Genomic DNA, 11,958 nt, shown 5'->3' with positions numbered 1-11,958 from the left:
GCACCGGCCTTGAGCTCGGTGAAGGACAAGTTCTCCTTGGCATTCGCGAACGCGCTTTGCGCGGCATTGACGCTGCCTTGCGCCACCTTAAGCGTCTGATCCGCCGTGTCATAGTCGCGCCGCGTGGTGAAACCCTGGCCGAGCAAGATCTTCTGGCGCTCGAAGGCTGCGGCGGCCTGCGTCAACTGCGCCTGCGCCGCATCGAGGTTGGCCTGTGCCGAGCGCAGGTCGGATTCCTGCTCCTGCGGATCGATGCGGGCCAGCACCGCGTCCTTGTCGACATGCTGGCCGACATCGACGAGCCGCTCGGCGATCCGGCCGCCGACCCGGAAAGATAGGTTGTTCAGCGTGCGCGCGGCGATCACGCCGGTCAGCGAGGTCCGTGGCGCGTAGTCGGCGATCCTGACCGTTTCGGCGCGCACCATGATCGGCAACTTCTTTGCCGCCGCCTCTTGTTTCTGGCACCCGGCGAGCGCCAGTCCCGCCAAGGCGCAGACGAGCATCGTGGAGCCAGGAAAAGACAACAGATTGAAGGCGTTGACCGGAAGCGTCGGGGCGGAAGGTGTCGCGTTCCTGCTCATGGTTCCCTCAACCGCGCGGGCCGCTCCCTGCGACGGATGCCGCGGACAATCGCGAGGATAATCGATCCCCCCAAAAAGGAAACCTCTGTCGTACGCGTATGGGCGGACTGGTCAAATTAGGGGAACCGCGTGACGGCAGGCCCAATCGACCGGCACTGGTGTGGGCTTGAGGAAAAGCTGAAATGGGGCCAGAACGGATTTCAACGGCATCAAACGAGAACGGGCCCCTATCTCGATGAGGGATGGCCCGATGAGGGACGAGATGAAGAATTCAGCCATTTCCGAACGCAAGAACCAGTCGATCTCGCGCGGCGTCGGCATGACCACGCAGATCTATGCCGATCGCGCCGAGAACTCGGAAATCTGGGATGTCGAGGGCCGCCGCTACATCGACTTCGCGTCCGGCATCGCCGTCGTCAACACCGGCCACCGCCATCCCAAGGTGATCGAGGCGGTCAAGGCGCAACTCGATCGCTTCACCCACACCTGCCATCAGGTCGTGCCCTATGAGAGCTATGTCAGGCTGGCCGAGCGTCTGAATGGCCTGCTGCCCGGCAAGTTCGACAAGAAGACGATCTTCGTCACCACCGGCGCAGAGGCGGTGGAGAACGCCGTCAAGATTGCCCGCAACGCCACCGGCCGCCCGGCCGTCATCGCCTTTTCCGGCGGCTTCCACGGCCGCACCTTCATGGGCATGGCGCTGACCGGCAAGGTGGTGCCCTATAAGGTCGGCTTCGGCGCCATGCCGGCCGATGTCTTCCACGCGCCGTTCCCGGTGGCGCTGCATGGCGTAACGGTCGCCGATTCGCTCGCCGCCCTCGACAGGCTGTTCAAGGCCGACGTCGATCCCGCCCGCGTCGCCGCCATCATCGTCGAACCGGTGCAGGGCGAGGGCGGCTTCTATGAGGCGCCGCGCGATTTCATGACTGCGCTGCGCAAGGTCTGCGACCAGCATGGCATTTTGCTGATCGCCGACGAGGTGCAGACCGGCTTTGCCCGCACCGGCAAGATGTTCGCCATGGAGCATCATGACGTCGCGCCCGACCTTACCACCATGGCCAAGAGCCTGGCCGGTGGCTTCCCGCTGTCGGCGGTCACTGGACGCGCCGAGATCATGGATGCGCCCGGCCCTGGCGGACTTGGCGGCACCTATGGCGGCAGCCCGATCGGCGTCGCCGCGGCCAACGCCGTGCTCGACGTCATCGAGGAGGAAAAGCTCTGCGACCGCGCCAATGCGCTGGGCAGCAGGCTGAAACAGCGACTGCAGTCGATCCGCGAGGACGTGCCGGAGATCGTCGACATCAGGGGTCCCGGCTTCATGAACGCGGTCGAGTTCAACGATGTGAAAAAGGGCCTGCCCTCGGCCGAAATCGCCAATGCGGTGCGGCTCAAGGCGCTCGACAAGGGCCTGATCCTGCTCACCTGCGGCGTCTACGGCAACGTCATCCGCTTCCTGTCGCCGATCACCATCCAGGATAGCGTCATGAACGAGGCACTGGACATTCTGGAAAGCTCGATCCGCGAGGCACGTGTCGCCTAACCGGTTGCCCTGGCGGGCTCCTCCTGAAACGCGGCCAGCGCCGCCTTCATCGCATCGGGCCCGCCGGCAACGGCCTGCGGTGCGGGCGAAAAGCCGGCCCCCAGCATCTTGCGGCCGAGCATATGATCGCCGGGGCGGTTGACGGATTCGATGCCGAGCAGCCGGCTGCCCGCATAGTGATAGATCGAGAACTTGTTCTCGGTGAGGTCGCCCGCCACGACATGGCTGTCGCCGCCTGAGGTCAGTCCGACCATCTGCAGCTTCATGTCGCCGATATCCGACCAGAACCACGGCACTGCCGAATAGGCGTCGGCATGGCCAAGGATGGTGCGCGCGGCGAGCCGCGCCTGGTCGGTGGCGTTCTGCACCGATTCCAGCCGCACATCGGCGCCGGTGAACCAGTGCCGGTAGGAGGCCGCATCGCCGATGGCGAGGATATCCGGCGCCGAGCTGCGCATCTGCTGGTCGACGCGGATGCCGTTGGCGACCGTGATGCCGGCGGTCTCGGCCAGTTCGACATTGGGCACCACGCCGATACCGATGATGACCATCTGTGCCGGCAGCCTTTCGCCGCCGGAGATGATCGCGGCCGAGACGCGGCCGCCTTTGCCCTCCAGGCCGACAACGGTGGTGCCGGTATGGATCCGCACGCCGATCGCTTCCAGGCGCTGCCTGACATGGCTGGCGATGACCGGCGCCACGGCCCGCCCGAGCAGCCGGTCGACGGCTTCGACCACAGCGACATTGCGCCCGGCCGCGCGCAGCGTCGCGGCGATCTCGAGCCCGATGAAGCCGCCGCCGAGGATGACGACATCCTCGCATTGGGCGCTGAGCTCGCGGATCAGCCGCGCATCGGCGAGCGATCGCAGCGACACCACGCCGGAGAGCTCCGAGCCCTGCAGCTTGAGCAGGCGCGGCCGGGCGCCGGTCGCCAGGACAAGGTGATCGAAGGCGAGCGATCCGCCGCCCGATACCCTCAGCCTGTGGGCGTCGGCTTCGATGGCCTCGATGCGGACGCCCGGCCGGTAGTCGATGGCGCTGCCTGAATAGAAGGCTTCGCCGCGCAGGGGCTGCGGCTTTGCGTCCGGGTCCTTGATGAAGGTCTTCGAAAGCGGCGGCTTGTGGTAGGGCAGTTCGCTCTCGTCGCCAATCAGGATGACCGGGCCGTCGTAACCCTCCTCGCGCAGGCTCGCCGCCGCCTGCACGCCAGCGTGACCCGCACCGACAATGACCACCCCGTTCTTCATCGCAGCCCTTTTTGCGCCCAAATCTAGGATATTCCGCCACGTGGCGATTGTCTGCCGCCGTCGCAAGAGCCCCGGTCCGGGTCGCACCCGGAATGGTCGCCTGTCAATCGCCGCATTCCATGATTACGTCGCATCGGCAAAGGCTTAAAGTTGATAGTTGTAGTTTAGAATTATTCTAAACAGTTGTTTCAATTGAATTTTCTTGGGTGGACCTGTTGACTTCCAGCCCCTCCGCCGCTTTATGGAGGCTCGCGCGGCAAGCGCATCCTTTGATGTCTGGGCCTTGAACCCTTTCGATTGGAGGCATTTCGGTGTCTGTCTTCCACGAACCGCGCAACGGCGCGGTCCATGTTGTGCCCGGCGGCATGCCCATGCCTCGTCACGGGCTGGCACGCGCGCCATTTAGCGAATTCCCAAGGAACTGGAGAACGATGATGACAGCACGTAATGGCGGCAGGGTCGCTGCGATCTGCGCGACTGCCGCGCTGACGGCGGCGGTGTTTGTGCTGCCGGCCAAGGCCGAAACCGACGCCAAGGCGGTCATCAAGACCTATGCCGACATCGCACTCGCCAAATACGAGGATTCGCTAACCACGGCGCAGGCCCTCGACAAGGCCGTCGACGCGCTGCTCGCCAAGCCTTCGGCGGACACGCTGAACGCCGCTCGCGAAGCCTGGAAGGCATCGCGCGTTCCCTACCAGCAGACCGAGGTCTACCGCTTCGGCAACAAGATCGTCGACGACTGGGAAGGCAAGGTGAATTCCTGGCCGCTGGACGAAGGCCTGATCGACTATGTCGCCAAGAGCTACGGCAGTGAGTCCGACACCAATTCGCTCTACACCGCCAATGTGATCGCCAGCAAGGAGATCGAGATCAACGGCAAGAAGGTCGACGCCTCGAAGCTGTCGCCGGAATTCCTTTCCGGCACGCTGCAGGAGGCCGACGGCGTCGAGGCCAATGTCGCGACCGGCTATCACGCCATCGAGTTCCTGCTCTGGGGCCAGGACCTGCACGGCACCGGTCCCGGCGCCGGCGAGCGGCCCTACACGGACTATGACCTCGCCAACTGCACCGGCGGCAATTGCGACCGCCGCGCCGAATATCTGAAGTCGGCGAGCGGCCTTTTGGTTTCCGACCTGCGGGAGATGGTCAACAACTGGAAGGAAGACGGCGCCGCCCGCAAGAACCTGGTCGATGGCGACGCCAACGCCGGCATTTCGACCATCTTCACCGGCATGGGTTCGCTGTCCTATGGCGAACTCGCCGGCGAGCGCATGAAGCTCGGCCTGCTGCTGCATGATCCGGAAGAGGAGCACGACTGCTTCTCGGACAACACCTACAACTCGCACCTCTATGACGCCGTCGGCATCCGCGCCGCCTACCACGCCAGCTACACGCGCCTCGACGGCACGGTCGTTTCCGGACCTTCGGTATCGGACATGGTCAAGGTCGCCGACCCGGCGATCGACAAGGAGCTGTCTGATAAGCTCGATGCCTCCGTCGCCAAGATGGAAGCGATCAAGGCGCGCGCGCTGGCCGGCGAGGCCTATGACCAGCAGATCGCCGAGGGCAACACCGAAGGCAACGCCACCGTGCAGGCGGCGATCGATGCGCTGATCGACCAGACCAAGTCGATCGAGCGCGCCGTCGGCTCGCTGAAGCTCAACAGCATCGCCTTCGAAGGCTCCGACAGCCTCGACGCGCCGGACAAGGTATTCAAGTAAGGCGCGAGCATACTCCTAAAAAGTGGAAGCCGATTTTTGGACAAGGTCATGCTCGAATGAGAAACAAGCCAAACGGCGCCGGAGCGGCGCCGTCAGCCAGGGCAAGTGAATGCTGATCTGCCATTGCAACATCATCACCGAGAAGGAGATCGAGCAGACGATCGTAGGGCTGCTGGATGAGGATCCCTGGCAGCTCATCGTGCCGGCCAAGGTCTATCATGCCATGCGCAAGCGCGGTCGCTGTTGCGGCTGCTTCCCAAATGTGGTGGAAACGATCATTCGGGTCACCGAGCACTACCACGCCCGCTCTGAGGCGAGCGGCGCCGACATCGTTTCACACCTGGACCGCGTCAGAGGCTTGCGCGGCCAATACGGGAGCAGAACCCATGAAAGGCGAACCGCAGGTCATCGAGCGGCTTAACGAGGCCCTGTTTCTGGAGCTGGGGGCCGTCAATCAGTACTGGGTCCACTATCGCCTGCTCGAAGACTGGGGCTACACCAAGCTGGCGAAGAAGGAACGGGCGGAATCGATCGAGGAAATGCAGCATGCAGACCGGCTCGTTGCCCGCATCATCTTCCTTGAGGGGCATCCGAACCTGCAGTCCGTGGCGCCGCTGCGCATCGGCCAGAACGTGAAGGAAGTGCTCGAATCCGATCTTGCCGGCGAGTATGACGCGCGCACCGCCTATAAGCGCTCGCGCGAGATCTGCCAGGAGGCCGGCGACTACGTGTCGATGAAACTGTTCGAGGAACTGCTTGCCGACGAGGAAGGTCACATCGACTTCCTCGAGACGCAGCTCGACCTGCTCGCCTCGATCGGCGAGGAGAAATACGGCCAGCTCAATGCCGACTCGGCCAACGAGGCGGAGTAAGGACATGCGGGAATGCGGCGCCGCCTAGATTTCCTGCGCCGCTCGCGGCGGGCCGAAGGCTCGCCTTCCTCGCCTTCCAGGGAAAGCTCGCTGGCCTGGCTGGTTCGCGGGCTTTCTCTCATTTCCGTGATGGCCACCGCTTCAGCGCTGGCTGGAGACCCGCTGCCCGCAGACCTTGCCGCCACGCGCAGCGATCTGACGCCAAAGGACCTGGCGCGCGTCATCGCCGTCACCAGGCCAACCGCGGACTTCTCCAAACCCGAGCCATTCGAGCTGATGCAGGGTGGCGCCGGCACGTCGCGCAGGGACGTCAACCGCGACGCCTTCTCCCAGCCCGCCGCCAACATCACCTTCGAGGAGGAGGGCAACTTCAAGCTCGGCAATGCGCTTTTCCGCAAGAACTGGGTGTCTTCGCCGTCCTCGACGCAGGCATCGGACGGGCTTGGGCCGCTGTTCAACGAGCGCGCCTGCCAGAATTGCCATCTGAAGGACGGCCGCGGCCGCCCGCCGGCAGGTGGCGCCGGCACCACCTCGATGTTCCTGCGCCTGGCGCGCGATGCAAGCAGCGAGCAAGAGAGAGCCGAGCTTGCCGGTCACAAGCTGCTGAACTTCCCCGATCCGGTCTACGGCTCGCAACTGCAGGGGCTGGCGGTAGCTGGCCTCAAGGGCGAAGGCCGCATGCGCGTCGACTACCAGGAAGAGAAGGTGACGCTCGCCGGCGGCTCCGTGGTCTCACTGCGCAAGCCGGGCTATTCCGTCGACGGCCTCGGCTACGGTCCGCTCGATCCGCGCACCACGCTGTCGCCGCGCCTGACGCCGCCGATGATCGGCCTTGGCCTGATCGAGCAGATCGCGCCCGCCGACATCCTCGCCCATGTCGATCGGGACGATCGCGACGCCGACGGTATCTTCGGCCGGCCGAATATTGTGCGTGATGAGTTGAGCGGCGAGGTGACTTTGGGCCGCTTCGGCTGGAAGGCGCAGACCGCGTCGATCCGCGAGCAGGCGGCGGAGGCCTTTGCCGGCGACATCGGCATCTCGACGCCGGAGGCGCCGAAACATTGGGGCGACTGCACGGAGGCCGAAAAGGCCTGCCTTGCCATGCCGAACGGCGTGCAGCAGCGGCTCGGCCCGGTCGAGGCGCCGCCGCCGGTCATGGATCTCGTCACCTTCTATTCGCAGAACCTTGCCGTGCCGGCCCGGCGTGACATCGATAACCGCCAGGTGCTGGCAGGCAAGAAGCAGTTCTACGAGATGGGCTGCATTTCCTGCCATACGCCGAAATTCGTCACCTTGCGCGGCACGCCCAACAAGGCGCAGGCCTTCCAGTTGATCTGGCCCTATTCCGACTTCCTGCTGCATGACATGGGGCCGGGCCTCGCCGATGGACAGCCTGTCGGCGACGCGACCGGCAGCGAATGGCGCACGCCGCCGCTGTGGGGCATCGGCCTGACCGGGACGGTCAACGGCAATATGTTCTTCCTGCATGACGGGCGCGCCCGCACCCTCGCCGAGGCGATCCTGTGGCATGGCGGCGAGGGGCAGAAGGCGCGCGACCGCTTTGCCGCCGCCGATGCTGCCGATCGCGATGCGCTGGTCAAATTCCTGGAGTCCCTGTGATGTCGAAGCGTCTTGCGGTTGCTCTCCTCCTTCCCCTGGCGCTGTTTGGCGTTTCCCCGGCATCGGCCGAGGTGAAGGCCTCCGCTGTCATCCAGCGGGCGATCGATGGCTTTATCCGCCCTGCCTATGCCAGCCTGCACGACCATGCCGGCAGCTTGACCAAGGCCATGCGGACGCTGTGCAATGCGCCGTCGCAAGGCAGCCTCGAGGCGGCGCGTGTCGAGTTCTCGGCCACGGTGGAGGCCTGGTCATCGGCTGAAATCATCGCTTTCGGGCCGATCAGGGAGAACAACCGGCTGGAGCGCATGCTCTACTGGCCGGACCGCAAGGGTATCGGCCTGAAGCAGGTGCAGGCGGCATTGGCCGGCAAGGACCCGACCGCCACCGATCCGGCGCAACTGGCGGACAAGAGCGTCGCCATGCAAGGGCTCGGCGCGCTCGAGTTCGTGCTTTACGGCGACGGCGCCGACGCCCTTGCCGGCAAGGACGATCCCTATCGCTGCGGCTACGGCGCGGCCGTCGCCGGCAATATCGAAACGATGGCCGCCGAGGTTGATGTGGCGTGGAAGCAGCCGGACGGATTTGCCGCGCTCTGGGCCAACCCGGGACCGCAGAACGCGCTCTACCGCGACGGCACCGAAGCGGTGACCGAGTTGGTCGGCGTCTTCATCAACGAGCTGGAGATGGTCCGCGACGTGCGCCTCAAAGGGTTCCTGGGCGGCAAGCCGGACGGCGACAAGCCCAGGCAGGCGATCTATTGGCGCTCGCAAAACACGACGAATTCCCTGGCTGGCAATCTGTCTGGCATCGACGCGCTGTTCGAGGCCTCGAAACTGGGCGATGCGCTTCCGGCCGACGCGCAATGGATGGCCGAGTCCATCCACATCCAGCTCGCCAATGGTGTTGCGACCGCCAAATCCGTCACCGGTCCGATCGACAAGGCGCTCGCCGATCCGGAGCTGCGAGACAAGCTTGATCATTTCGCGCTGATCACCTCGAGCCTGACGACCTTGATCGGCACTAGGCTGACCGCCGAATTCGGCCTGACCGCCGGCTTCTCCTCGCTGGATGGGGACTGAGCGATGATCTTGCCCCGCACGCCGCTGATCGACCGCCGCGATTTCCTGCGGGCCGCCGGCGCCGGCTTCATCGCCGGGATGGCGCCGCGGGCCTGGGCAAAGACGCTTGATGCCGACGCGGTCTTCGCCACCGCCTTCGTCAAGCGCGACGGCAGCTATGGCGCCGCCGTGCTGTCCGAGGCAGGCAATGTGCTGCATGCGATCGATCTGCCCGACCGTGGCCACGATGTCACCTTCGATCCGATCTCGAAGCGGTCCGTGGTCTTTGCCCGGCAGCCCGGCACCTTTGCCGTGGTTTTCGATCACACCCGTCGCGACAAGCCGCTGACCATCGCAAGCGTCACCGGACGACATTTCTTCGGCCACGGCGTCTTCTCGACCGACGGCGCGCTGCTCTATGCCACCGAGAATGACTTCGACAACGCCGCCGGCGTCGTCGGCGTCTATGACGCGCGCTCAGGTTTCGGGCGCGTTGGCGAATTCCCGACCTACGGCATGGGGCCGCATGAGTTGCTTTTGCTCGGCGATGGCCGGACGATCGCGGTCGCCAATGGCGGCATCGAGACCCATCCGGATTACGGCCGCGCCGAGCTCAACATCGCCACCATGAAGCCGTCCTACGTTCTGGTCAACCGCATCACCGGCGATCTGATCGAAAAGCACGAATTGCCCTCGGCGCTGCACCAGCTGTCTATCCGGCACATGGATTGCGACCAGTCCGGCACGGTCTGGTTCGGCTGCCAGTATCGCGGCCCGGCGACCGACCGGCCGCTGCTGATCGGTCGCGCGGCGCGCGGCAAGGACCTACAGTTGCTCGACGTGCCGCAGGATGTGCTCGCGGGCTTCCGCAACTATATCGGCTCGGTCGCCGCCAATCCGGCCGCCGGCACCGTCGCCGTCACATCGCCGGAGGGCAATTCGCTCGCCGTCATTGACGCCGCCAGCGGCCGCATCGTCGCCACCAGGGCGCTGGTCGAGGTCTGCGGCCTGGCGCCTGACGGTTCGGGCTTCATGGCCACGACCGGCACCGGGGAGATCGTCGAGGGCAATGGCACGATGCGCTCCGAGCCCGACTATATCTGGGACAACCACATGCTGCGCATCGAGCAGGCGGCCTGAATCTCAAGACCCCTGGTCGGCGCTGTCCTCAATAGGATCATTTTCCGGCCGGCCGAGGTTAAGCCGCTTAACAAATGTCGAGCTTGCCCCTTGCAGGGACGGGCCGTGGCGGGCACAGGGAATTGTTTTTTCGACCCAAGGCATTAACTGGCCACCATGAAGCTGCTTGCCATCGACTGTGCCGCCACTCTCTGCGCCGCCTGCGTCTATGACACGGCGGCGGAGAGCGAGCTTGGCCGCCAGGTGCTCGACCTCGGCAAGGGTCATGCCGAGCATCTGATGGCGGTCATCGACGCGGCGCTTAAAGCGGCGAAGACCCGCTACGCAGGCCTCGACGCCATTGCCGTCTCCGTCGGCCCGGGTTCCTTCACCGGCCTGCGCGTCGGTGTCGCTACGGCGCGCGGCCTGGCGCTGGCGCTGAAGATCCCGGCAATTGGCGTGACCACGCTCGAAGCCCTGGCTGCGGAAGCGGCCGCATCCTTTCCCGGCCGCGCCGTGCTTGCCGCCCTTGACGCCGGGCGCGAGGAGATCCATGCCGCCGCCTTCGACAAAGCGTTAGTATTGACTTACGGTCCGGTGGTGGCCACGCTTGCGCAAGCCACTGCGATAGCGGTGGAGACGTCCGCTGTGCTTGCCGGCACAGCCGCGGAAGAGATCGCCGCCTCGGGCGGGCGCGCTTTCGACATCGGCCCGACCGGCGCCACCGCCGACATAGCGGTCTATGCCCGCCTAGCCGCTGAAAAAGGCGCGGGCGAAAAGCCGAAACCGCTCTATCTGCGCGGCGCCGATGCCAAGCCGCAGGCCGGCTTCATTCTTCCAAGACAGGACCATGATCCCAAAAAGTGGAACCCGGTTTTTGGGCAAGATCATGGTCCAGAAGGAAAAAAGAGTTGATGCGCATTCCCTTCTTTCAGCCGCGCCGTAGGGACTATGCGCTTCAGCCGCTGACAGTTGCCGACAGCGAGGCGATCTCGGCGCTGCATCACGAGGACTTTGTGCGGCCGTGGACCGACGGCGAGTTCGCGGCTTTGCTCGAACAGCACACCGTGTTCGGCTATGCCGCGCGCGAAACCGGACAGGGCGGCAAGCCGCCGGTCGGCTTCGTGCTGGCGCGGCTGGCGGCGGGCGAGGGCGAGATTCTCACCGTAGCCGTCGCCCGCTCCCACCGCCGCCAGGGGCTTGGCTGGCAATTGATGGACGCGGTGCTGCGCGAATTGCACGCGCAACGCGCCGAGGCGCTGTTCCTCGAGGTCGACGAGACCAATGTCGCGGCCATCGCGCTCTACCGGCGCCTCGGCTTCCGCGAGGTCGGCAAGCGCGCCAACTACTACAGATCCCCCGAGCGCGGCCCGACCGGCGCGCTTGTCATGCGCCGCGATCTTCGCTAGCCAAGGCGCGGGTCAGGGCCGGAGCGAATGATCAAGAAAATCAGGATTTTCCTGGCGCTTAGCCTCGTCGTCGCTGGCTCTCTGGTCCTGGTGCCGCTGCAGATCCTGTCGATGAAGACCGGGCTGTGGCCGGAAACCCTCATCCTCAGGGTCTGGCACCGGATGATCGCCAGGGCGCTCGGCCTGCGCATCCACGTCAAGGGCGCGCTGTCAGCCAGGCGCCCACTGCTGGTCGCGTCCAACCACATCTCCTGGACCGACATCATGGTGCTCGGCTCCAGGGTCGACGTGAAGTTCATCGCCCGCGCCGACATGGCGAACTGGCCGATGATCGGCATGCTGTCGAAGCTGCAGCGCACCGTCTTCATCGAGCGCGAGCGCAAGCGCAGCTCGGGCGACCAGGCCAGCGAGATCGCCGGCCGCATGGCCAATGGCGACGCCATGGTGCTGTTCGCCGAAGGCTCGACCGGCGACGGCAACCTGCTTTTGCCCTTCAAGAGCACGCTGTTCGGCGCCGCCTCGATGGCGATTTCGGAAGGGGCGACGGAGGCAGTGTTCATCCAGCCGGTGGCGATCGTCTACACCAGGCTGCATGGCGTGCCGCTCGGCCGCCGCCACCGGCCGATCGCCGCCTGGATCGGCGACGAGGACCTGATGCCGCATCTCAAGGTGCTGCTCGCCGAAGGCGCGCTCGATGTCGAGCTGCATTTCGGCGAGCCGATTGCCTTCTCCAAGGGCTCGAACCGCAAGGAGACGGCAAAGCTGATGGAAAGCCGGGTGCGCGAGAT

At 65.2% G+C, this 11,958-nt stretch carries 12 protein-coding genes; 10 read left to right on the top strand and 2 right to left on the bottom strand.

Going from position 1 to position 11,958, the window contains the following annotated elements:
* Positions 1-581, bottom strand: a 581-nt coding sequence (locus EN745_RS18420; protein WP_127421943.1) for a biotin/lipoyl-binding protein, incomplete at its 3' end; no start/stop codon positions are given.
* A 262-nt stretch (positions 582-843) separates the two neighbouring features.
* On the opposite strand from EN745_RS18420, the gene EN745_RS18415 reads away from it, so the two are divergent.
* Positions 844-2,121: a 4-aminobutyrate--2-oxoglutarate transaminase gene (locus tag EN745_RS18415; protein WP_127421942.1), complete on the top strand. Its 1,278-nt coding sequence runs from the start codon at positions 844-846 to the stop codon at positions 2,119-2,121.
* On the opposite strand, the gene EN745_RS18410 is transcribed toward EN745_RS18415, so the two are convergent.
* Entirely contained in the window at positions 2,118-3,368 is a 1,251-nt protein-coding gene (locus EN745_RS18410) for an FAD-dependent oxidoreductase (RefSeq protein WP_127404985.1), read from the bottom strand. The genes EN745_RS18415 and EN745_RS18410 overlap by 4 nt on opposite strands.
* Before the next feature lie 434 nt (positions 3,369-3,802).
* On the opposite strand from EN745_RS18410, the gene EN745_RS18405 reads away from it, so the two are divergent.
* The 9 genes from EN745_RS18405 to EN745_RS18365 all read left to right on the top strand — a co-directional run.
* Positions 3,803-5,092, top strand: a complete 1,290-nt coding sequence (locus tag EN745_RS18405; RefSeq protein ID WP_127421941.1) for an imelysin family protein — start codon at positions 3,803-3,805, stop codon at positions 5,090-5,092.
* Positions 5,093-5,201: 109 nt separating this feature from the next.
* Positions 5,202-5,513, top strand: a complete 312-nt coding sequence (locus EN745_RS18400) for a (2Fe-2S)-binding protein (protein WP_126056686.1) — start codon at positions 5,202-5,204, stop codon at positions 5,511-5,513.
* On the top strand, positions 5,479-5,964 hold the full coding sequence (gene bfr, locus EN745_RS18395; RefSeq protein WP_126056685.1) for a bacterioferritin: 486 nt from the start codon (positions 5,479-5,481) through the stop codon (positions 5,962-5,964). Before EN745_RS18400 ends, bfr begins: the two co-directional genes overlap by 35 nt.
* A 12-nt stretch (positions 5,965-5,976) precedes the next feature.
* Positions 5,977-7,584: a di-heme oxidoredictase family protein gene (locus tag EN745_RS18390; RefSeq protein WP_127421940.1), complete on the top strand. Its 1,608-nt coding sequence runs from the start codon at positions 5,977-5,979 to the stop codon at positions 7,582-7,584.
* Positions 7,584-8,663 (top strand): imelysin family protein, encoded by a 1,080-nt coding sequence (locus EN745_RS18385; RefSeq protein ID WP_127404988.1) that lies wholly within the window; start codon positions 7,584-7,586, stop codon positions 8,661-8,663. The genes EN745_RS18390 and EN745_RS18385 overlap by 1 nt, the downstream gene beginning before the upstream one ends.
* Positions 8,664-8,666: 3 nt before the next feature.
* Positions 8,667-9,782, top strand: coding sequence for a DUF1513 domain-containing protein (locus EN745_RS18380; protein WP_127421939.1), 1,116 nt, complete (start codon positions 8,667-8,669; stop codon positions 9,780-9,782).
* 156 nt (positions 9,783-9,938) lie between these two features.
* Entirely contained in the window at positions 9,939-10,676 is a 738-nt protein-coding gene (tsaB, locus tag EN745_RS18375) for a tRNA (adenosine(37)-N6)-threonylcarbamoyltransferase complex dimerization subunit type 1 TsaB (protein ID WP_127400165.1), read from the top strand.
* Entirely contained in the window at positions 10,676-11,170 is a 495-nt protein-coding gene (rimI, locus tag EN745_RS18370; protein ID WP_127400164.1) for a ribosomal protein S18-alanine N-acetyltransferase, read from the top strand. The genes tsaB and rimI overlap by 1 nt, the downstream gene beginning before the upstream one ends.
* Positions 11,171-11,197: 27 nt before the next feature.
* The coding region (locus EN745_RS18365) for a 1-acyl-sn-glycerol-3-phosphate acyltransferase (RefSeq protein WP_145992065.1) at positions 11,198-11,958 on the top strand (761 nt) is incomplete at its 3' end.

Source organism: Mesorhizobium sp. M4A.F.Ca.ET.022.05.2.1 (assembly GCF_003998845.1).
Taxonomy (GTDB): domain Bacteria; phylum Pseudomonadota; class Alphaproteobacteria; order Rhizobiales; family Rhizobiaceae; genus Mesorhizobium.
The sequence above is the reverse complement of the archived record's forward strand: the minus strand, read 5'-3'. Positions and strand labels throughout refer to the sequence as shown.